Genomic DNA, 20925 nt, shown 5'->3' with positions numbered 1-20925 from the left:
AGGAGGCTCCCGTATGTCGGCACCGCACCCGCTCAACCAGGCCGTGATCGCCCAGGCCCTGCATGACCTGCGCAACGGCCAGTTGCGCCGCTGCAAGGCCATGGGCTTCGGCGAGGAGGAGCTGGATGCGCTGAAGCACCCCGAACTCGTGAGCATGCTGGTGAATGCCACGGTGTCGTGGTGTTCGGTGTCGGTGAACCGGGAAGTGTTGAAGCGGCTGCTGAGCCAGGTGCACGACGTGGAGCGGGAGATCGCCACGGTGGACCGCATGCTGCGCCTGGGGGCGAGCACGGAGATGGTCAGCAAGTTCTACGGCCTCACGCATCAGGAAGTGGCGCTGCGCCGCGACATCCTCGGGCTGCCCAAGCGCAAGGGCCGGCATCCGGTGCTCGACGAGGCGCAGGACGTGGCCTTGTGGGAGCGCTGGAAGGCCGGCGTCTCCGAGCACCATATCGCCCTGACCGACGACATGGCGATGCTGGAGCTGACCATGGATCTGGCCGAGGCCATGACTCTGCCCATGTCGGTGATCTGGTCGGCGATACGGAACTGGATCGACCAGGGGCTGGTGTAGCCATGACCACGGGCAGCGCATCACGGCGCGATGGCCCGGTTGCGCTGTCGGCGTTGTTCGACGAGGCGCTGCGGCACCTTGAGCCGAAGGAAGCGGCGCAGGGCACGGCGGCGAGCCAGGACGGTTTTCTCTACAGCGGCAACCGGCACGAGAGCGTGCCGCGCGCGCTGTTCCTCGACCGGCGCCTGACGCCGCTGGAGCGCAATGCCTGGCAGGTGTTCCGCCTGCAGCTCAACGACGACGGCGTGACCGCCTTTCCCACCTACGACCAACTCCGCCCCTATCTGGCGTCCATGCCCTGTGCGGCGCAAGCCTCGCACGAGACCGTGGCGCGCGCCTTGACGCTGCTGCGGCTGACGCGCGGGCTCAGCCTGGTGCGGCGGCGGCGCGATCCCAAGACCGGCCGCATCCAGGGGAACCTCTACGTGCTGCACGACGAACCGCTGTCGCCCTTCGAGGCGATGCAGCTCGACCCCGACTATCTGGGCCTGGTGAGCCAAGCGCTCACGCACGCGGCGAAGGCGGTGCAGGTCGTGGGCATGAACACGCTGCGGGAGATCGCTGAAGACCCGCTGCTCAGCGGGCGCACGCTGCCGACCCGCTTGCAGGTGCTCGCGCAGCGCATGGCGCGGCATGGCTGGACGACGCCAGGTTATCCACAGGAGGGTGCGGACCACGAATCCGAAGAAGGCCAGGAAGCCCTGCTTCGGAATGGCGCACGCCCGTCTTCGGAATCCGAAGCAGGGCCGAAACCCGCGCCGGACGGCTCTCTTCGGATTCCAAAGGAGGACCGTACAGTACGTAATGCTCGTATAAATGAAGTACGTACAGTACCGCGCGCGAGGGCCCTGCAGAACCTGCGGCTGCCCGAGCGTTTCCTGCGCTTGAAGGACGAGCAGCAGGCCGGCGCGCTGGTGGCGCTGCAGCAGGTGGACGAGGCGCAGAGGCAGGCTGTTCTCGACGAATGGGTGGCACGCTGCCACAACAGCGCGGTACGCAACCCGGCCGGCTACCTGTTTGGCATCATCCAGAAGGCACTGCGCGGGGAGTTCAAGGCCTGGGCCGGAGAAAGTGCATCGGCACCGCCAGCGCCCCCGCCACCTGCGCCATCGTCACCGCCGGCATCCCGTGCGGCTGACCCCGAGGTGGCACGTGCCTACCTGGCGCAGCTCCGAGAAGCCTTGCGTGATCGCTGAGTTGACTATCCCCAGGGGATAGCTGGAACAGACATCTTTCCGCAGCGCTCGATTGTCGCCCGCCGAATGACAGGCGAAACAGTCGCCTGTGAATCAGACGAGGACAGCCACGCACGAGCCCGGCCGACGATGGACATGACGACTTCCCCCGCCACAAACGCACTGCAACCACTACAGCGAGACGTTCAGCGCTTGCTGGGCAGATGCCTGTTGCGCCTTCAACAATACGAGCGCCTCATGAAAGCCATCGTGGCCCACCACGAGATTTCAGGCCCGGCGCATTCGCTGGAGGCCATTCACGCAGCGCGGATTGAAGATGCCGCGACCAAGACCCTGGGCACGTTGGTCGGACAACTGTTTGGTTCGTATATCGTCACCGATGGAAATGGCGGCGAGGAACGCGACGACGATCTTCCCGGCGATGTGATTTCCTTTCGCACGCGCGTGCAACTGAGCCTGTCTGCGCAGGACTACGCCAAGACCCAGGCCGACCTCAAAGACCTGGTATCGCTGCGCAACACCCTGGTGCACCACTTCATCGACCAGCACGATCTATGGACCGTGGACGGGTGCCGCACCGCACAGGACGAACTCGGTTCCGCCTACACGCGCATCGATCAGCACTTCGAGCAGTTGCGCGGCTGGGCCGAGCACATGGATCAGGCGCGGCGCCTGGCAGCGGAGTTCGTCCAGTCGGATGTGTTCCACGACCTGGTGGTCAATGGCATCGCGCCGGACGGCACGGTGGACTGGCCGGCCGCCGGCATCGTCCGCGCGCTGCGCGAGGCCGCCGCGCAGTTGGCCGTCGAGGGCTGGACACCCATCGCCGCTGCTGGCCGCTGGATCGCGGGCCGGCATCCAGAGCAGCTTCCAGCCAAGTACGGCTGCAGCAGTTGGCGTCAGGTGGTGCACGAGTGCCGCCTGTTCGAGCTTCGCTACCGTGAGGTGGAGGGTCAACGGGCCGCCTGGTACAGACCTCGCGAGGCATAACCCCGCGACGCGGTCTCACCTCCGCGCGAGCCGCGAACGACTCCGCCGAGCTATCCCCAGGGGATAGCCGGCACACACAGCCTTCCGTGCGGACAAACCGGGCGCGCATGGGCTGCGGTTTGTTGACTGACGGCCTTCCGGCCGATGCCGATGCTGGCGACTCACCCCTTCACCGCGAGTCGCTTCCATGGCCAACGAACGCACAGAACCCCTGCAACTGAATCTCGGATCGCTGCGCAGCGCGATGTCGCTGACGCTGCACACGCACCACGCATCGCGCATCTGGCATGGCCGCGCGCCGACCGAGGGGCGCCCAGGCATCATCGGTCTCAACGGCTTCATCGGCGCCATGAACAAAATGAAGCGCGGCGCCGAGCAGGACGACCCCTACTCAGACTGGTGGATGCTGCGGATCGAGGACAAGCTCGCCGACACCAAGACCCGTCTGCAGACCCTGCGCGAACAGGTGGATCAGGCCTTGGCCGACGTGCCAGCGGCGCTGTCCCTGGGCGAGAACATGAACGTGCAGCCGGTGAAGCTGCCGCTGTTCGTGAACGCCCAGCTCGGCTTCATGGCGGTGTATCTGCTGGCCGGCTACGACGAGCTGGCACGCAAACTCATCCTGGCGCACCACACGGCGCTGATCGACCGCAGCGCCTTGGAGCGCTGGCTCAATGATGGTGCGCACGCGCTGCGCAGCCTGTTCTCGCTGGCCCAGCAGTACCGCTACTCGGGCACGACGCGCGACGACTTCGCGGCGAAGAACGCGGCGGCGCGAGCGGCGCTGGAGAAGTTCGGCGAGTTGCCGCAGGACGTGCTGGAAGGCACGCGCCGCTCGCGTTTCGCGCCACCCATCGCGCGGCGGACGACCAAGCCCGGCACGCCGCCTGCTGCGCCTGCCATCGTGCCCGATGCGCACGCTCCCACGGGTGGCGCAGCCGATGGTGCTGCGGGCGATGAGGGTGCTGGCGCATGACAGCATCGCCCCCTATCAGCCACTCCACGCGCTTCGTGGCGCTGGAACAGGCGGACTTCCAGCGGCTGGAACACGCAGGCTACCTAAAAGGCCTTTTACAGCCTTTTAAGGGTAAGGGGAGTCTGGAGACCTGGGCCAACCAGTGCGCAGCGCTGCGCGACGACGTGATTGGCCTGGCGCAGCGGCGCGTGCTGCCCCAGGCGCGCGCCTACCCCTTCAGCCTGCTCGACGTGCAACTGGCCCAGCAGGCCACTGGTGCAGGGACGACCTTCCTGCGCTGGCGCAACCTCGACCGTTCCTCCATGGGCGTGGCGTTGTGGGAGGCCCTGCTGGCCAACCCCGCGACGCCGGCCTCGCTGATCGACGAGCTGTACGCGATCGAACTGCAGCGCATCGTGCTGAACATGCAGATCAGCCTGACCCACAGTATCGCCCGCCAAGCCCTGGAATGCGCCAACAAGGCCGCGCAGGCCGAAGCGGCTTACCTGCGGCGCGTCCACGGGCATACCGCGTCCGTTCCACCCACCACCAAGGAGTCTCCATGAGCACGCACTTCGTCGGCGAGGGCAACATCGGTTCTGCGCCGGACTACCGCGAATTTCCGAACGGCAACGACGAGCCGCGCCGGCTGCTTCGCCTGAACGTCTACTTCGACAACCCGATCCAGAAGAAGGACGGCGAGTACGAAGATCGCGGCGGCTTCTGGGCGCCCGTGGAGCTGTGGCACCGCGACGCCGAGCACTGGAAGACGCTGTACCAGAAAGGTATGCGGGTGCTGGTCGAGGGCCGCACCGTGCGCGACGAATGGGAGGACGCCGACGAGAACGAGCGCGTGACGTTCAAGGTCGAGGCGCGGCGCGTGGGCATCCTGCCGTACCGCATCGAGTCGGTGGCGCTCAGCACCAAGCCGACCGGCGGACAGTAATTCGCCCATCGCCGTTCCCCCGAGGGCGGCTGTAGCAACCGTCATACGCCCGCGATGCACCAGCGAGCTATCCCCAGGGGATAGCTCCAAGGTCGTCCACGGAGTTCCAGCCGCCCTCCCGAAACGACGATCTTGCTGTGCCAGCTCCTGCGGTCTATGCACACCGCTGCGGCAACGGGCCGCCTGCCGATCACAAAGCGATGTCTGCATCAATCGGCTTCCTTGCTGCCGGCATCTCCTGACCCCGCCAAGCTGGCGCCCATCCGATGAACCGCACATTTCCAAGGAGGCTTCATGCGCGTGTTCCTGTGCGAGAAGCCATCCCAGGGCAAGGACATCGCCCGTGTGCTGGGTGCCGTTCAACGCGGCAACGGCTGCTACAGCGGCGCGGGTGTCGTCGTGACCTGGTGCATCGGTCATCTGGTGGAGGCGGTTCCACCCGAAGGCTACGGTGAGCAATACAAGCGCTGGGCCATCGAGCAACTGCCCATTCTTCCTAAGCGTTGGCGTGTCGAGCCCAAGGCGGCGACCGCAGTGCAATTCAAGCTCGTGCAGCAGCTCGTCGCCAAGGCGGGCGAGCTGGTGATTGCGACCGACGCCGACCGCGAGGGCGAGATGATCGCCCGCGAGATCATCGACCTGTGCGGCTACCACGGGCCGATTCAGCGCCTGTGGCTGTCGGCGCTCAACGATGCGTCGATCCGCAAGGCGCTGGGTGCGCTCAAGCCGTCCGCCGAAACGCTGCCGCTGTACTACTCGGCCCTGGCCCGCTCGCGTGCCGACTGGCTGATCGGCATGAACCTGAGCCGGCTGTTTACGCTTCTAGGTCGGCAGGCCGGCTACACCGGCGTGCTGTCGGTGGGGCGCGTGCAGACGCCGACGCTGAAGTTGGTGGTGGATCGTGATCGCGAGATCGCGCGCTTCGTCTCTGTGCCGTATTGGGCCGTGGACGTGCTGCTATCCCATGCCGGCCGGTCCGTCACCGCGAGCTGGATACCGCACGAAGGCAGCACCGATGCAGCGGGTCGCTGCCTTCAGCAGCCGGTGGCGCAGCAGGCTGCGGATTGCATTCGCGCCGCACGCGATGCGCAGGTCGTGTCAGTGGACACCGAGCGCGTGCGCGAGGCACCGCCGCTGCCGTTCGACCTGGGCACGCTGCAGGAGGTGTGTTCCAAGCAGTTGGGCCTCGACGTGCAGGAGACGCTGGACATTGCCCAGGCGCTGTACGAGACGCACAAGGCGACGACGTATCCGCGCTCGGATTCGGGCTACCTGCCCGAGAGCATGCTGGCCGAGGTGCCGGCCGTGCTCGACAGCCTGGTCAAGACCGATCCCAGCCTGCGGCCGTTGATCTACCGCCTGGACCGCCAGCAGCGTTCGCGAGCGTGGAACGACGGCAAGGTCACGGCGCATCACGGCATCATCCCCACGCTGGAGCCGGCCAATCTCTCGGCGATGACCGACAAGGAGTTGGCCGTCTACCGGCTGATCCGCGCCCACTACCTCGCGCAGTTCCTGCCGCATCACGAGTTCGACCGGACGGTGGCGCAGCTCACGTGCGGCGGCCAGCCGCTGGTCGCGGTCGGCAAGCAGATCGCGGTGGCTGGATGGCGCCAGGTACAGGCGGCGTCGGAGCCCGAGGACGGTGACGGAGAGGACGCGCAGCGCGGGCAGGTGTTGCCGGCGCTACAGGCTGGAACTTCATGCCAAGTCGCCAAAGTCGAACTGAAGGCGTTGAAGACGCTGCCGCCCAAGCCCTACACGCAGGGCGAGCTGGTCAAGGCCATGAAGGGCGTCGCCAAGCTCGTGACCGACCCGCGGCTGAAGCAGAAGTTGAAGGACACCACGGGCATCGGCACCGAGGCGACGCGCGCCAACATCATCAGCGGGTTGCTGGCCCGCGGCTATCTCTTAAAGAAAGGCCGTGCCATCCGTGCATCGGATGCGGCCTTCACGTTGATCGACGCGGTGCCGGCAGCCATTGCCGACCCGGGCACGACGGCGGTGTGGGAGCAGGCACTGGACATGATCGAGGCCGGCCAGATGACGCTGGACACCTTCATCGCCAAGCAATCGAGCTGGGTCGCCCAGCTCGTGCAGCAGTACCGCGGCGCCACGCTCGCCATCAAGCTGTCGCCTCCGCCGGACTGCGCGCAGTGCGGCGCACCGATGCGCCAGCGCGGCGGCAAGAGCGGCGCGTTCTGGTCGTGCAGCCGCTACCCGGACTGCAAGGGTACGCAGCCGGTCGAAGATGCCCCGGCAGGAAAGCGCGGCGCATCTAGCCGCACCTCCAGCACACCGCGTCGGCGCCCCAAGGCGAACTGACGCCCACGTCTCCCTCTGCCACGCCGGCTCTTGCCGACGGCGGGGCAAACCTCCCGCGCCCCGCGGGACTCCCCAGCGCGCGTTCCCTTCTGCAACGGTGTGCGCGTCCTGCACAGGCCGATCACGGCTGGCAGGGCGAGAAGGTCATTTCTCTATCGAATCGCGCTCATCACGGTTCCGTTGATCAAGGTGTTTCCGTCCATCCGCGAACGGTCTCCTGACGCCTTGGCTCGCAAGGCTTCGAGATGCCAGGAGACCGCTTGCGGTCGACGGTATTCGGTGCCGGTGCCCGCCGGCGGAACAACGGGCTCCCTTTGTGTGTGGATACATGCCAGAGGATGCCGGCCCCAGCCACGAAACGGGTCGGGTGAGATTGCTGAAGCAGCGAATGGCTTTGACGACGGCCTAAGGTGCTCAAGCAAGCCACGGGTGGCGCGTTTGTCTTCGGCTGGAGACCAGCTGTCCCCAGCCTTCCTTATTGTCTTTTGCTTGGTTTATGAATCGGGGCCGGCCCACAAAGTTCGAGCAACTTCAAACAGCATTTCACCCCGCTTGAGAATTGCATCCTCATCCCATTGATCTCGTTGCATCAACTCGCGATTGAGCTGCAGGTTTGAGTGGTTGAACAAAGCTTGGCGTTTTTGCGCATACGCATGGTTCTGAAGCGCACGATTCACGCCATAGTGGACGAGCGTAAGATTTCCCAAGCGCGGTACCGCGGACTCTCGCGCAAGAATCAATTTCGATCGCTCATCAAGGTTATCCGGGGCATATTGAAGGATACGAGCCTGGGATACATCGTTGGCCGTCGCATGTGTATCGTCTGGAAGCTGCCAGTACGTATGCCATGTCTGGGGCAAGATGTGGTCAATATCCAGCGTATCCAAAGCCAACGGGACACGCTCCTCGCTCTTTTCAGAGCGCATGGCCGTTTCCAGACGGTGGAAGATTGCTCGCAACTTTCCCGCATCGAGCCTTCCCGGGTAGGCATCACCATTCAGCCAATGGCGACGGAATTCTTCATCGCGTGGCCAGCGGGATATTTCTCCCGTCCCCTCCGCCAATGTGGCACGGAATGCAGTTGCACTTAGTTCGCCTGATTGGAGTTTCTTTAATTGCTGAGCGAAGACCTTGTTGTAGTTCTTGCGAGTGAGCCCACATATAGCCCGGCGCACCAAGTAGGACTCGACGCAATCGAATATCTCGCACTGCTCGTCCACGGACAGAGAGGACGCGGCCACTCTAAGGGCTAGAGCATGCACAGGTGATGCATCCCACACGCCGATGCGGCGACCAAATACACCGATGGGCAAATCGCCGGTACCTGTGACCAAGGCACGGTAATGTTCGGCGTGCCTGTTGAGCATGCCTAGCTGCGCATCCGCATCACGCAATGTCGCTGAGTTGTCAACGAAGCGCCGATATCCAGCATATAGGCGGCCAATATCTATCTCGTCACCGGTTTCCGCCTGAACGGCGGTCTGAACGAACCACTCCAATCTCGGGCGGCTTAGACGTCCCCTCGACTGCGACTCAGACCATAGCGGAGACTCAAATTGGCACCACAGATTGGCGTAGAGATCATCTGCGTTGGTACCGGCACGCATGAAGATGAAATTGCGAATCAGATCGGTGGCATGCAACTCGGCGCCATGCCCGTTGAGGGTCTCGAAAATGACCTGGGCGTCGTCCTCTTCGCCGAGGGAGATGCACACGATCGAAAGATCGGTCAGAGTGGCTGTTGCCAGTGCCATCGCGATTGCTTCGATCGCTTGATCTTTATGCTCATTTGCCCATTCAACCATCGCTCCGCGAAAGAAAACGATTGCCTCTAAGGCGGGCGGATGATCAACACCGATTTTTCGAAGGTTTCCGGTCTGCGTGAAGCTCGCTGGAAAACGCTCACGAAGTTCCTCCAGCGAAGTGGCAGTCATCGCCCGAACATATGGCTCCCGATCTCGAAAAGTCGGCCACAACTTGAAGGCTTCGACCTCGCGGTCCTCCATCGTCTCCGGGTTTCCGTTGCGCAAGCACGCTTCTATGATCGGCTGGAACGTCGGTTGCCCCCACTCTCGTAGAGCGAGGGTTAGTGCAGTCAGCACATACTGCATCGTCGTCAGTCGTTGCTGACCGTCGATGATGTGGTGACGTTCCACGCCTAACAATCCGGTTTTTTTCTGCGGCTCCAGCACGACGGCACCCATGAAATGAGGTACGGCCTTGTCGCCTAACAAGCGCGCTTCTGCTTTGTCTCGAATATCTTCCCAGAGTCGTCCCCATTGGTCATCCCGATTCCACACGTAGGGCCGTTGGTAAAAAGGCACTCGATACTGGCGTCGATCCTGGTAGATCTGCTGAATGGTGAATGTGCGTGAATCCACAGGGGCAATCCCTCCTACCTATCCGATAACACGCTCGCGCACCTCTCTCCACCGTCGAAAGTACTGCAAGCACAACCATCTAGCTTAGCCCGTTTCTTCGTACTGAAGAACCTGGGCGAAGCACAGTACGGATTTCAGCGCGACGTCACCAGACTGATCCTTGATGCTGTGTTCATGCGTCGCTGTTTTTTTCAGCACCATGCCCTGGCAGCCCCGGTTTTCAAGGCTGCAACGCGCCTCGCCGCGTTGACCGATCCAGTCCGCCTCGCACCGACCACCGCGGACGCGCGTCGCCACGACGCCGGTGTTTTCGATGTTCAACCCTTCGGGACGCATCCGCTCCCGACAGGACGTGGTGCTCCCGGTCTTCAACCACCAGGAGAAACCCATGTCCCTTGCGTTCGCACCGGCACCTTTGAGTGCTGAACAGGCCCGCGCCGAATTCATCGGCTACCAAGCCCTGGCCTATGTCGGCAAGCGCCTGCCCCTGCAGGTGCTGTGCAGCGCAGCCGGCCACTACATCGGCACCGCCGATGCGGACGGTCCCGTCTCGCGCGAGTCGGTCAGCTACTTCCGCTCGCACAACGCCGCCGAGCACGCCCTGCAAACTGGCCGCTGGCAGCAGCGTCTCAACCCGTGATGTCCAGCCACCAGGAGCCCATGTCATGAACCGTGCCCTGCCTCAAGAGGTACTTGATCAGATTGAGCTGGAACACCAGCACTTCGCCGCCGCGCCCCAAGCCTTCTCCGAGGCGTGGAAACGCGGCGTCAACATCGCCGGAGCCGAATGGTTCGGCGACGGCACCCGCGAGGGCCTGCAGCGTGCCACTACCAAGTGGGATCTGCGGCCGAAGCTGCTGATGCTCAATGACGCCCTCGGCGTGCTGAGCAGCGGTGAGCGGATGTTCCTGTCCGCGATGGTGAGCTTCTACAACGCCCGCGAGGGCGGCGCGATGCTCAAGCGTTGCGGCTTCGAGGGGCTGTCCGACCTCGGCGGTCTCGACCTGGAACGGCGCAAGGTCATCGCCGACCTGACGCTGCACTACAGCGGCTGGTGAGCCACGCACGGCACACCATCGTCCTTTCATCCCACCCCACGAGGGACATGCGTCCCCACGCGGGGCCGTGTCCCTCCTTCTTTTCGCTGGAGCGGCCATGACCGGAATCTTCCCAGCCACTGACCTTCACCGGCGCCGGCTCTCGTCATCACTGATCGGCGTTCTCGATCAATGCTGGCGCCCCCACCGCCGCGCGCTGGCCTTCCTGCCGCATGTCGATCACAAAGAAAATGACTGTGACATCTTCTCCATTCCTACGATAGCTTCCCCTGACAGCGCCGGGCCTTGCCCCGTCGGCGGGTATCGCCGATTGGCATTGATACATTGTGCCCGGAGGTGGCTGCCGTGCCACCTCTTCGACTGCAGTGCGCATCTCTGAGATGTCCTTGCGATTGCTGTAGGTGACATGGAAGAGGATGTCGGCCCAAGAGTAACCAAAGAGCTTGTGGAGATGTGCAGAAATCCGCTTGTCGTTTGGCTGCGATGCTTTCAGCGCCTCGAAAACGGTAATGTCTACGCCTCGGCGACGGACCACGAAGTCACGCCTTCCGGCATTGCCCTTCTCTGTGTAACCGCCCGGTGACTGCTCGTGCGCCTGCCAACCCAAACTTCCTTCGAGTCGCGCTTCGACCAACTCGGCGACGATGCCATTGAAGTCGTCTTCATCGAATTCCGTATGCCTGTCGAGCTTGAGGAATGACAGCGTTCGCTGAAAAGCGGCGAGCGCGTCCTGAAAGGCTGCCGTCAGCAGCTTCTCCAATGCCAAGGGTGGACCCATCAGAACTTCTGCCTGCTCCGAAGCGGGGAGCTCCATGAATGAACGCATGGCTGCGCGCAACTGGACCGCCGCCTCCTGTTTGAAAAGCAAGAGGGGAGGCGCGCCAAAGCCGGCCGAATGATCGATGTGGCTCTCGGCCCCGACGAGCAGCGATGCGTCGCCGTAGCGCTCCCTGCCCGACCGAATCAACGCACGGGCACGATCCGGCTCGCCAAGCCTCGCGCTGGCCACCGCCTCGAATGCCGTGCTCTCGGCGGTGCGCTCCGCAGACGCAAGTTCCTTGAGGCGATTCATGGCCTCCCTGGGGCGCCCAACGGCTAGCAGCATGGCTGCGCAATTTGGCACATGGATGGCGCGGGACATGTCGCTGAGTCCCTTGATAGAAGGAATGGCCCGGTCAGCCTCATCGATTGCGAGGCGGGCCATCTCAGCATCCTCCCCGACCACGACACGAAATAGGTTCTCCCCGAGGAGCTTGACCACACGTGCGGCGAGCAGGTTGATCGCGTATGCAGGCAACGGGTGCTTCCGATACAGGCTGTGAAAAATCCCTGCAGCTTTCAAGGCTTCGGGTGGCTCGTTCTTGAGGCACACCAGCGCGCGGAAGAAATCCAGTGCTCTCTGCGCCTCGGCCTGGTGTTCCGGCCGCAGACCGTCTGGAATCTTGGCTGATGCAACCGCATCAAACGTGCCGCTCAGGTAGTGGATCTGCAATTGCTGATTCAGGGTCTGCACGGCCAACGCGGGAAGATTTCTTCCACGTTGCGCTTCTTGGGCCTCTCGCAGATATGCACTGGCAAGCTCAGGAAGCCCTGCATCCAGAAGCGCTTGCCCGCGCTCCGACGCTTGTGTGACGAATGCTGCACGGCTAGCTTCGTCGGGTGTCAGTACCCGCAACCGGGCAACAATGCGCTCTCGGTACACCGCCGGCACACGGGGCAACAACATGGCCAGTATCAGAGGATCCTCGACCAGCAGGAGTGCCTTTACGAGGCGCTCTTGTTGAGCAGGAACCTCCGGCCGATTCACGGCCTCGATCAAATCTGACTCCAGGCGCGGCCCTTGCCGGCCTCGGACCTGGTTGTCCAGCTGGAATGTGAAGGCGTCGACCCGGCCCCTGTCTGGGCGATTACTCGCCCCAGCCTGGATCGCCAAAGCCAATGCTTCGACGAGGTCGCCAGGTACGCTTTCGGGGTAGCCCACCACCGCACGGCTCAGCATTCGTATCTGCTCACGCATGGACAAACCCAGACCCACGACATCGTCCGGTCGACGAGCCAGTTCGGCCTGCAAGTCGAGGGGATAGAAGATCCTGGGTTGGAGGTGGCCGTGATCCATTGCTAGCCGGGCCAGCGCGGCCGCGCCCGTAACGTCTACCCATCGTGTATCGGCCCGTTCCTTTGCATGGAATGCCTTTCGATAAGCAGAAGCCACGGTCTCCGCTTCTGCAGGAGGCAACGACTCACCCACCACGGCAACGGCCTTCAGCATGACCGCAAACTCCAGGGAGGTGGCCTGGGCGCTTGCCATTTCTATAAGTGACTGGCGAACTTGCCGCTTGATATCCACGGGCAGTCCACGCAGGTGGTCGAGGCCGATGGGCAGCAAAGGCACGCCATCACTCCCCCCGCAATCGTGCTCCTGCATCACGATCAGCAAGCGCGCGGATTCAGTCGGAGCTACGTCGCCCTGAACAAGGTGATACCGGAGAACCTCAAGACAGTCCGCCAACAATGACGCTTGCACCGAGTCGGCAGCCTCATTGCGATAGTCCCGGTCGATCTGGAACTGCACATGCCATGTAGCGACCAGGTGGCAGACGAGGCCCGCTGCAGATGGACAGAAAATGAGGTCGGCAAGGACCTGCGGCGCTTGCAAGCAGCAGTCGGTCAGCACGTCGCAAAGCTCAGGATGGCACGTCGCCAGCGCGACCAGTTCCTGCGCCATCTTGGAAGGGACCGGCCCAGCCTCGACATGCGCCAGCTCAAGCACCAGTACCCTCATGAGCGCACAGAGCGCATGCGCCTCATAGAGGTCGGTTCCGTAGTGAGAGCGCGTACGAGCGAGGACGCGCCCCAGCAGATCAGGCTTCACTTCGATAGGTGCCAGCTCTCGCATGTCCCCGGAGGCCCGCAGGCTTTCGGCAACGGACACATGGTCCCATGTGGGGAGATTGGCATTGCGTAGGATTTGAAGTGAAGCCTCCCTGAACCGCTGTGCATCCTGCTCAGACCAAACGGCAGAAGGAATCAGGGGGACCCAATCGAGCAATTCCCAGCGCATGGCCCACGTTGCGATATCGACTGGTGGCGGGTCATCCCAAAGTCGCGCCGCAATCCAGGTCGGCGTCTGGACGGGCGGCTTGTGCCCCGATTGGGCTCCAGCGACGAAGTAGTCCTCAAAGGTACTTGCACTGGCATGGGCGCCTGGCTGCGCGATTTGATATTTCACGTCGCTCAGCCAGTAGACGAAAGACCGTAGCGCCTCTGCATACGGCACATCGTGCCGAAGGTAATAGTCGCTCAACGCAGCAGCAGGAACTACCCGTCCCTGAATGAGCCGAAACCATCCCCTCGCCAGCGCTTCATCGAAGTCCGGCAGCTCGGCTCCCACCTCCAAGCGAACGCGCATGTACTCCTGCCGTGCCGTCGCTTCATCATCGTTTCGGCTCGAAGTCGTATCCAGCAAAAGCTTGAGCAGATCTACGTCGCCAGGCGCCTCCTGTTCGTCGGACATCAAGCCCATATGAGGACGGCGCATCGAAGGCAATGCAGCGAGTCTTGCGCGTAGCACAGCTCGTGCATGGAAGGATGAGTAGCGCAGGCTTGGAATTCGATTCATTGCTCACGGGCTCTTTGGGCTCTTACCTGTCGGTCGGGAAGGGGCAAAGTACGACTGCATGAATTTGACCACGGCCACCAAGCCTGAGCCAATGTGATTCTCGGTAGCGCACTTAAGGACGATTCCTCGACCGTGCAAGCCTTTACAGGGTCCTTCTTTGAGAATACGGGCAGTTAGGGGTACCAATTTTCGCTAACGCTTGCGCCGTGCCGGCGCCACGCTTCCGGCCATGTTCCGCTGACGTCCGTCAGCGACATGCCCAGGCAGCCACGATCTTCAAGGCTGCGACGCGGTTCCGACCGCGTTGATCACACCAGTTCGCACCGGCATCCATGCGCGAACGGCCATCGGTTCTCGATGGCGATGCCACCAAGCTGTTTCATCAACCCACGCGGGGGTTCCACACCTTCCCCGTCTTGGGTCGGGTGTGTCTCCGCCTCATTGTTCTCAGGAGATTCACCATGACCACTTCCACCGAAAAGTCCTACTTCGATCTGCACATCACCGGCCTCGGGTACCTCAATCGCATCCGCGAAGTAAAGCCCAAGAAAGGCGATGCGTTCCTGGCCTGCGACATCGCGGCCCTGAACGGTCCCAGCGATGACGTCTCGTATGTGCGTTTCGACACGCGCGTATCGGGTTCGGAAGCGCAGCACCTGGTGCGCCGCTGCATTCAGGCGGTCGACGCCGAGAAGAAGGTGATGCTCGGCTTCCGCCTGGGCGACCTGTGGACCGACACCTTCACCTACTCCAAGGGCAAGCGTGCCGGCGAACAGGGGGTGAGCCTCAAGGCCCGGTTGCTGTTCGTCAGTTGGATCAAGGTCGACGGCAAGCTCGTCTACAAAGCCGAACCCAAGCCGACCGAGACCGACGAGCGGGAGCCGGAAGTCCCTGTGACGTCCGACGCGCCCGCCGCGCAGCAAGCCTCGGCACCGGAGCCTTCCGAGCCCGACGCCGACGCTGCCGACGACGCTGCCGATGCCCCCGCATTGGCCGTCGCCGAGTCGTTCTGATCCGCAAGGCCCCATTCCCGGGGCCTTGTCTTCTCTTCGTCAGCAGGAGACCTTCATGATCACCATCCCCGGCCAACTGGCCATCAAGACCATCCACGGCAGGAACGGCGACTTCAACGTCGGCCGCCTGGCAACCTCGATCGGCGAGTTCGTCGTGAAGAACGCCGAACTCGATCAGTACCACGAGGGCAAGTACGACGGTGATTTCGTCATCGTCGAGATTCGCCCCTCCACGTACAACGCCAACGGCCGCATGGTCATCGAGATCCGCGCCCATCTGGGCGGGATGACGCTGTCCAACATCGACGCCCTGAGCCGCGACGAAGCCCGCCGGCTGAGTCCGCAGGAAGTCGATCCGATCGACGAGGAAGCGCAGGCGCCCGTGCCGGCAACGCCCCCGGCCAAGCCGAAGGCGAAGCCGCGCAGTCCGCGCGATCCCCTGGTCGATACCACGCCGTTCGGCAGCGAACCGGCTCCCGTGTCCGCTGCGGCCTCGGCCGAGGCAGACGACGCGGCGCTGTTCGGTGCCTTGTGGCCCCTGGGCGAGACCGTGAAGCTCGATGCGACCGTGGATCGTCGTGTGCTGCGTCAGCAGCGCGACCGTCTCGACAAGCTGGGCTACGAGTTCGCTCCGTTGTCCCAGGACTGGCACCTAAAGGCTGCCTGATCCATTCGCCGCCTTGCGCGGCATTCCGCCACCCGCCGGGGTTCTCCCGACGGGGAGGGCTCCGGCCATTTCTTCAAGGAGACCTTCATGGGCTGGACCTTCGTTCGTCAGACGCGCGATCAGTTGATCCGCGAGCTGATCGCTCCGCAGGCGTCCGAACGCGCTTGCTGCGAAGTCATCGACCACACGCTGGACGGCGACGTTCTGTGGACCGTGGTTCGCGTCACCGCCAGGCAGGCGGGCGTCATGGGCCTCGCGGCCGGTGAGTCCGTCTGCTACATCGGCTGCCATCTGCTGGAAAGCTCGGGCGGCGATTGGGGCTACAAGTCCCTCGATGAGTCCGTGCATCCGTACTACTACTCGTGCCCGCTGCGCTATCTCGACATGGCGCCGGTGCAAAGCCCCGAGTGGCGCGAGCGGGTTCACCGCTTCCACGCGGGGTGCGCTGTCTAGCGGCACGCATCTTCCTTCACCCAACCGGGGCGAGCACGGCCCCGCGGGCTGTGGTTGCTCCTTCATTTTCAAGAGGACATCACCATGCCTGCACCTTCTTCCGCGAAACCGCTGTACCGCATCGACGAATGCCCCGACCTCATGGCCGACGCTTGCGTCGGTGACGAGCAGGGCAATCTCGTCTTTCTCTCGATCTGGGCGCGCGACACCGCTGTTCAGGAGTTTCTCGCCCGCCTGACCCTTGGCCGGGATGAACAGGGGCTGGACCAGTTCCACGTCATCACCGAGCAGGGCGCATCCATCCCGGTCTTCGTCGGCAACGTCGAGAACCTGGAAAAGCGCATCACCCGTGCCTATCGGCGAACGCTGTTCGGTTCGCTGACGAATGTGTGGCTGTTCGATCGTCGCTGCGTGAAGCCAGACAAGGCCAACGCCAGCGCGCTGGCGCTTCTGCCCAGGGATTCCGCTCACCGGCTCGACCGGCTGTGGACGCTGGTGCAGGAGACCTGCCCGCTGCCACTGCTCGACCACTGGCGCGACACCGTGCTGGCGCTGTTGCAGACACGGCGGATGCTGACCGGTCTTCCCTTGGCTCTCGGGCCGCTGGAAGGCCATCGGCTGGCCCTCGATGTCCCGGCGCTGACGAAGGCGCTGGGCGAGCTGATCCGCAACGGCACCCTCGGCGCCACGCAGTACGAACTGGCCGCGAACGCACCGCTTCGGCGTGTGGCGTGAGCCATCCCCACGGGCATGCGCGCCGCGCGTGCCCGCCTTCCCTCATCCATCACCAGGAGAAATCCATGGCACTCATGTTTCCGCGCCTGGCGCGCAATTTCATTCGTAACGGCTACTTCCCCACCGACGAGCCGACGCTGGAGCGGGCCTTGTCCGCGCTGGCGCCGTCTCCCGGCGTCATGTCCATCCTTGATCCCTGCGCCGGCGAAGGCGTGGCGATCGCCGAAGCCGCCCACGCCCTCGGGCGCGAGCAGGTCCAGGCCTTCGCCGTCGAGTACGACGCCGAGCGTGCCCGCCACGCACGGCAACTGGTCGATCGCTGCATCCACGGTGACCTGATGGATACGCTGATCTCGCGCCAGTCCTTCGGGCTGCTGTGGCTGAACCCGCCGTATGGCGACCTGAGCAAGGACGTGAACGGCAACATCGGCTATCAGGGCCAGGGCCGTGCGAGGCTGGAAAAGCTGTTCTATCAGCGCGCGCTGCCGCTGCTGCAGTACGGCGGCGTGCTGGTCTTCATCGTGCCGTCCTACGTGCTCGACCCCGAGCTGGTCGGATGGCTGACGCGCCACTTCGCCGACCTGCGCATCTACCGTGCGGTGGAAACGCAGTTCAAGCAGGTGGTGATCTTCGGTCGCCGGGTTCGCCAGCGCGACCAGGCGTCGGAGTCGGCCAAGGCCGTGCGCGGTCTGCTGCTGCAGATCGGACAAGGTGACGCCGAAGCCGAGGAACTGCCGCTCGAATGGCCGTTCTTGCCGTACACCGTCCCTGCCAGCCCGGCCGAGCCGGAGCACTTCTATCGCGTGACGATGGAGCCCGAGCAGTTCGCCGATGAAGTCGGCCGGCTGCAAGGACTCTGGCCGGCGCTCGATACGCACTTGGGCGCCGCGCAGCAATCGCTGCGTCCGCCCGCGCGAGCCTTGTCGCACTGGCATCTCGCCCTGGCCCTGGCCGCAGGCGCGATTTCCGGCGTAGTGAAGTCCAGGACCGGGCGCGTGCTCGTCGTCAAAGGTGATACCCACAAGGAGAAGACCCTCCAGACGGAATACACCGAACGCGACGACGGCTCCGTGGCCGAGACGCGCATCCTCACCGACAAGTTCGTGCCGGTCATTCGTGCATGGGACTTGACGCTGGGCTCGCCCACGTGGGGCGAAGTGCTGACCATCCGCTGATCGCTGTTCCCTGACGGTTCGCCGTCGCTTTCATCCACCCACCGGGGTCACGTTGCCCCGATGGGGGTGCCGTGGCCCCTTCTTCCAGAAGGAGAAACCACCATGGCACTCGCAGTCCTCAACCTCACGTCACAAGCACGCTTTTCGCCCGGGCAGGTGGTCATGACAGCCGGCGTCGATGAACTGGTCCGACAGGGTCGGCTCAACCCCACGCCGTACCTGCGCCGCCATCTTCATGGCGATTGGGGCGACCTGGACGACAGCGATCGACGGCAGAACGATGCCGCGCTGAAGTCCGGCGAGGATCGCCTGTTCTCGTCCTACCAGGTCACGCGCGACCTGAGGCTCTGGATCATCACCGAATGGTGATCGCAGCATCACCACGCTGCTGTTGCCCAGCGAATACTGATCTGCATCCAGCGGCACCTACAGTTTTCTTTGCCGCGTCTTTCTTCCCACCCAGGGGCATGTCACCGCCCCGTGGGGGAGGTGCATGCCCCATCTTCTATGGAGCATCACCATGTCCCTCGATCTCGAAACCGTTCCCGAAACCGCTGTGCAGGGCGACCTGCTCGAAGCGGCCGCTTCACCCCTCACGCTCAGCCTGCAGGACTTCGTGTCCGAGTTCGGCGACGAGTTGCTCGACTCGCTCAACCGCGCCAATCCTCCGGTCTACACCGGCCAGGTGCGGGCGCATCGGCAACTGATCCTCGCCGCGCTCAAACGCAAGCTGTTCCCGGCGCAAGCCGATGTGGTCCATGCCGTCACCGAGTTGTTGGTCGATCGCGGCGAACGCGCCGCGATCGTCAATGGCGAGATGGGCTGCGGCAAGACGACGGTGGGTATTGCCACCGCCGCCGTGCTCAACGCAGAAGGCTACCGCCGCACCCTGGTGCTCTCGCCACCCCATCTGGTCTACAAGTGGCGGCGCGAGATCCAGGAGACGGTGGCCGGTGCAAAGGTCTGGGTACTCAACGGCCCGGACACGCTGGTCAAGCTGCTGAAACTGCGCGAGCAGTTGGGCGTGCCGGCGCAGGGCCAGGAGTTCTTCGTCCTGGGCCGCGTGCGGATGCGGATGGGGTTCCACTGGAAACCTGTCTTCGTTCGGCGGCGCACGCCTCACGGCGACGTGGGGGCCTGCCCGGATTGCGGGCATGTCATCACCGACCTCGACGGCGAGCCGATCAACCCGGCCGAGTTGGAAGCCGAAGAGTCCCGCCGCAAGTGCAGCCACTGCCGTGCACCGCTGTGGTCGTTGATCCGCCCTAGAGGCCTGTCCGCGAGCGACCAGTTCTCCGCTGTCCTCAAAGCCTTGAAGCGCATCCCAACCATCGGGGAAGTCACCGCGCAGAAGCTGATGCAGCAGTTCGGCGACGCCTTCCTCGCGTCGATGCTCGGGGACAACATCCACGAGTTCATCAACCTGATGGACGACCGCGGCGAACTGGTCTTCTCGGACCGGCAAGCCCACCGGATGGAACGCGCGATGGCCAACATGGAGTTCGGCTTCGGCGAGGGCGGCTACCAGCCGTCCGAGTTCATCAAGAGGCAGCTTCCCCAAGGCACGTTCGACCTGCTCATCGCCGACGAGGCGCACGAGTACAAGAACGGCGGCTCCGCTCAGGGCCAGGCCATGGGGGTGTTGGCGGCCAAGGCGCGCAAGACGCTATTGCTCACCGGCACGCTGATGGGCGGCTACGGCGACGACCTGTTCCACCTGCTGTTCCGAGCCCTGCCGCGGCGGATGATCGAAGACGGCTACCGGCCGACGAAGAGCGGCAGCATGACCTCGGCCGCGATGGCGTTCATGCGCGATCACGGTGTCTTGAAGGACATCTACTCCGAGAGCACCGGCACGGCGCACAAGACGGCCAAAGGCACCAAGGTATCGGTGCGCACGGTCAAGGCGCCGGGTTTCGGTCCCAAGGGCGTGCTGCGTTGCGTCCTGCCGTTCACGGTCTTCCTCAAGTTGAAGGACATCGGTGGCAACGTGCTGCCGCCCTACGACGAGGAGTTCCGCGAAGTCGCGATGGACACGGCGCAGGCCGCGGCCTACCGCGATCTGGCGGGTCGCCTGACCCAGGAGCTGAAGCAGGCCCTGGCGAAGCGCGACACCACGCTGCTCGGTGTGGTCCTCAACGTGCTGCTGGCCTGGCCGGACTGCTGCTTCCGGTCGGAGACGGTGGTGCATCCGCGCACGCGCAGCACCTTGGCGTTCGTGCCGGCTCAGTTCAACGAGCTGGAGGTGATGCCTAAGGAACGCGAGCTGATCGAGATCTGCAAGCGGGAGAAGGCAGAGGGTCGCAAGACCCTGGTCTATTCGGTCTACACCGGCACGCGCGACACCACGTCGCGCTTGAGGGTGCTGCTGGAGCAGGAAGGCTTCAAGGTGGCGGTACTGCGCGCGAGCGTGGATGCTTCCCGCCGCGAGGACTGGATCGCCGAGCAGTTGGACCGTGGCATCGACGTGCTCATCACCAATCCCGAGCTGGTGAAAACCGGCCTGGACCTGCTGGAGTTCCCGACCATCGTATTCCTCCAGTCCGGCTACAACGTGTATTCGCTGCAGCAGGCCGCCCGGCGCTCATGGCGCATCGGCCAGAAGCAGCCGGTGCGCGTGATCTACCTGGGCTACGCCAACTCCTCGCAGATGACCTGCCTGGGGTTGATGGCCCGGAAGATCATGGTGTCGCAAAGCACGTCGGGCGACGTGCCGGAGTCCGGGCTTGATGTCCTGAATCAGGACGGAGACTCGGTGGAAGTCGCGCTGGCACGACAGTTGGTGTGCTGAACCTCACTGCTGCACTTCAACGGCTCCTCCGGGGGCCGTTCTTTTTT

Annotated in this window: 18 protein-coding genes and 1 pseudogene; 16 read left to right on the top strand and 3 right to left on the bottom strand. The window is 63.9% G+C overall.

Features of this window, described 5'->3' with window-relative positions; all coding sequences use genetic code 11:
- Positions 1-13: 13 nt before the first annotated feature.
- From V3B30_RS16230 to V3B30_RS16200, 7 genes are all read left to right on the top strand, one after another.
- Positions 14-574, top strand: coding sequence for a DUF2857 domain-containing protein (locus tag V3B30_RS16230; RefSeq protein WP_329809740.1), 561 nt, complete (start codon positions 14-16; stop codon positions 572-574).
- Between the two features lie 2 nt (positions 575-576).
- Positions 577-1770 (top strand): STY4528 family pathogenicity island replication protein, encoded by a 1194-nt coding sequence (locus tag V3B30_RS16225; protein ID WP_329809739.1) that lies wholly within the window; start codon positions 577-579, stop codon positions 1768-1770.
- A 237-nt stretch (positions 1771-2007) separates the two neighbouring features.
- Positions 2008-2760 (top strand): OST-HTH/LOTUS domain-containing protein, encoded by a 753-nt coding sequence (locus tag V3B30_RS16220; RefSeq protein WP_329809738.1) that lies wholly within the window; start codon positions 2008-2010, stop codon positions 2758-2760.
- A gap of 187 nt (positions 2761-2947) precedes the next feature.
- On the top strand, positions 2948-3736 hold the full coding sequence (locus tag V3B30_RS16215; protein WP_329809737.1) for a PFL_4669 family integrating conjugative element protein: 789 nt from the start codon (positions 2948-2950) through the stop codon (positions 3734-3736).
- Positions 3733-4281, top strand: a complete 549-nt coding sequence (locus V3B30_RS16210) for a DUF3158 family protein (protein ID WP_034365971.1) — start codon at positions 3733-3735, stop codon at positions 4279-4281. Before V3B30_RS16215 ends, V3B30_RS16210 begins: the two co-directional genes overlap by 4 nt.
- On the top strand, positions 4278-4661 hold the full coding sequence (locus tag V3B30_RS16205) for a single-stranded DNA-binding protein (protein ID WP_329809735.1): 384 nt from the start codon (positions 4278-4280) through the stop codon (positions 4659-4661). Before V3B30_RS16210 ends, V3B30_RS16205 begins: the two co-directional genes overlap by 4 nt.
- Positions 4662-4955: 294 nt before the next feature.
- Positions 4956-6986: a DNA topoisomerase III gene (locus tag V3B30_RS16200; protein WP_329809734.1), complete on the top strand. Its 2031-nt coding sequence runs from the start codon at positions 4956-4958 to the stop codon at positions 6984-6986.
- Between the two features lie 494 nt (positions 6987-7480).
- Here the strand turns inward: V3B30_RS16200 and V3B30_RS16195 are convergent, their stop codons facing one another.
- Together V3B30_RS16195 and V3B30_RS16190 are read right to left on the bottom strand one after the other, a co-directional pair.
- Positions 7481-9367, bottom strand: a complete 1887-nt coding sequence (locus V3B30_RS16195; protein ID WP_031285075.1) for a DUF262 domain-containing protein — start codon at positions 9365-9367, stop codon at positions 7481-7483.
- Between the two features lie 84 nt (positions 9368-9451).
- Positions 9452-9757, bottom strand: coding sequence for a hypothetical protein (locus V3B30_RS16190; RefSeq protein WP_329809733.1), 306 nt, complete (start codon positions 9755-9757; stop codon positions 9452-9454).
- On the opposite strand from V3B30_RS16190, the gene V3B30_RS16185 reads away from it, so the two are divergent.
- Together V3B30_RS16185 and V3B30_RS16180 are read left to right on the top strand one after the other, a co-directional pair.
- Positions 9756-10007: a hypothetical protein gene (locus tag V3B30_RS16185; RefSeq protein ID WP_329809732.1), complete on the top strand. Its 252-nt coding sequence runs from the start codon at positions 9756-9758 to the stop codon at positions 10005-10007. The genes V3B30_RS16190 and V3B30_RS16185 overlap by 2 nt on opposite strands.
- A gap of 25 nt (positions 10008-10032) precedes the next feature.
- A complete protein-coding gene (locus V3B30_RS16180) occupies positions 10033-10425 on the top strand; it encodes a hypothetical protein (RefSeq protein WP_329809731.1) in 393 nt (130 codons plus the stop codon).
- Positions 10426-10573: 148 nt separating this feature from the next.
- Here V3B30_RS16180 and V3B30_RS16175 read toward each other — a convergent pair whose 3' ends face one another.
- Positions 10574-13939, bottom strand: coding sequence for a hypothetical protein (locus V3B30_RS16175; protein WP_329809730.1), 3366 nt, complete (start codon positions 13937-13939; stop codon positions 10574-10576).
- A gap of 566 nt (positions 13940-14505) precedes the next feature.
- Here V3B30_RS16175 and V3B30_RS16170 point away from each other — a divergent pair.
- From V3B30_RS16170 to V3B30_RS16140, 7 genes and pseudogenes are all read left to right on the top strand, one after another.
- On the top strand, positions 14506-15057 hold the full coding sequence (locus tag V3B30_RS16170; protein ID WP_329809729.1) for an STY4534 family ICE replication protein: 552 nt from the start codon (positions 14506-14508) through the stop codon (positions 15055-15057).
- 55 nt (positions 15058-15112) lie between these two features.
- Positions 15113-15724, top strand: a complete 612-nt coding sequence (locus V3B30_RS16165; protein ID WP_027350509.1) for a DUF3275 family protein — start codon at positions 15113-15115, stop codon at positions 15722-15724.
- 87 nt (positions 15725-15811) lie between these two features.
- Complete coding sequence (locus V3B30_RS16160) at positions 15812-16177, top strand: hypothetical protein (RefSeq protein WP_027350510.1); 366 nt, start codon at positions 15812-15814, stop codon at positions 16175-16177.
- 84 nt (positions 16178-16261) lie between these two features.
- On the top strand, positions 16262-16912 hold the full coding sequence (locus V3B30_RS16155; RefSeq protein WP_027350511.1) for a hypothetical protein: 651 nt from the start codon (positions 16262-16264) through the stop codon (positions 16910-16912).
- Between the two features lie 65 nt (positions 16913-16977).
- Positions 16978-18087, top strand: coding sequence for a DUF6094 domain-containing protein (locus V3B30_RS16150; RefSeq protein WP_329809728.1), 1110 nt, complete (start codon positions 16978-16980; stop codon positions 18085-18087).
- A gap of 102 nt (positions 18088-18189) precedes the next feature.
- Positions 18190-18496: pseudogene (locus V3B30_RS16145) on the top strand (hypothetical protein).
- Positions 18497-18607: 111 nt separating this feature from the next.
- Complete coding sequence (locus V3B30_RS16140) at positions 18608-20878, top strand: helicase-related protein (protein WP_329809727.1); 2271 nt, start codon at positions 18608-18610, stop codon at positions 20876-20878.
- Positions 20879-20925 lie beyond the last annotated feature (47 nt).

This window comes from Stenotrophomonas sp. SMYL41, from assembly GCF_036319965.1.
Classification (GTDB): domain Bacteria; phylum Pseudomonadota; class Gammaproteobacteria; order Xanthomonadales; family Xanthomonadaceae; genus Stenotrophomonas; species Stenotrophomonas maltophilia_R.
Note: the sequence above shows the minus strand (reverse complement) of the source record. Positions and strands in the feature narration are given on the sequence as shown.

Bases quoted from the DNA above. Each gene is read 5' to 3' on its own strand.
- V3B30_RS16160 (WP_027350510.1), top strand. From the start codon at position 15,812: ATGGGCTGGACCTTCGTTCGTCAGACGCGCGATCAGTTGATCCGCGAG.
- V3B30_RS16215 (WP_329809737.1), top strand. From the start codon at position 2,948: ATGGCCAACGAACGCACAGAACCCCTGCAACTGAATCTCGGATCGCTG.
- V3B30_RS16185 (WP_329809732.1), top strand. From the start codon at position 9,756: ATGTCCCTTGCGTTCGCACCGGCACCTTTGAGTGCTGAACAGGCCCGC.
- V3B30_RS16190 (WP_329809733.1), bottom strand. From the start codon at position 9,757: ATGGGTTTCTCCTGGTGGTTGAAGACCGGGAGCACCACGTCCTGTCGG.
- V3B30_RS16200 (WP_329809734.1), top strand. From the start codon at position 4,956: ATGCGCGTGTTCCTGTGCGAGAAGCCATCCCAGGGCAAGGACATCGCC.
- V3B30_RS16220 (WP_329809738.1), top strand. From the start codon at position 2,008: ATGAAAGCCATCGTGGCCCACCACGAGATTTCAGGCCCGGCGCATTCG.
- V3B30_RS16180 (WP_329809731.1), top strand. From the start codon at position 10,033: ATGAACCGTGCCCTGCCTCAAGAGGTACTTGATCAGATTGAGCTGGAA.
- V3B30_RS16140 (WP_329809727.1), top strand. From the start codon at position 18,608: ATGTCCCTCGATCTCGAAACCGTTCCCGAAACCGCTGTGCAGGGCGAC.
- V3B30_RS16205 (WP_329809735.1), top strand. From the start codon at position 4,278: ATGAGCACGCACTTCGTCGGCGAGGGCAACATCGGTTCTGCGCCGGAC.
- V3B30_RS16150 (WP_329809728.1), top strand. From the start codon at position 16,978: ATGGCACTCATGTTTCCGCGCCTGGCGCGCAATTTCATTCGTAACGGC.
- V3B30_RS16155 (WP_027350511.1), top strand. From the start codon at position 16,262: ATGCCTGCACCTTCTTCCGCGAAACCGCTGTACCGCATCGACGAATGC.
- V3B30_RS16175 (WP_329809730.1), bottom strand. From the start codon at position 13,939: ATGTCCGACGAACAGGAGGCGCCTGGCGACGTAGATCTGCTCAAGCTT.
- V3B30_RS16165 (WP_027350509.1), top strand. From the start codon at position 15,113: ATGATCACCATCCCCGGCCAACTGGCCATCAAGACCATCCACGGCAGG.
- V3B30_RS16225 (WP_329809739.1), top strand. From the start codon at position 577: ATGACCACGGGCAGCGCATCACGGCGCGATGGCCCGGTTGCGCTGTCG.
- V3B30_RS16170 (WP_329809729.1), top strand. From the start codon at position 14,506: ATGACCACTTCCACCGAAAAGTCCTACTTCGATCTGCACATCACCGGC.
- V3B30_RS16210 (WP_034365971.1), top strand. From the start codon at position 3,733: ATGACAGCATCGCCCCCTATCAGCCACTCCACGCGCTTCGTGGCGCTG.
- V3B30_RS16230 (WP_329809740.1), top strand. From the start codon at position 14: ATGTCGGCACCGCACCCGCTCAACCAGGCCGTGATCGCCCAGGCCCTG.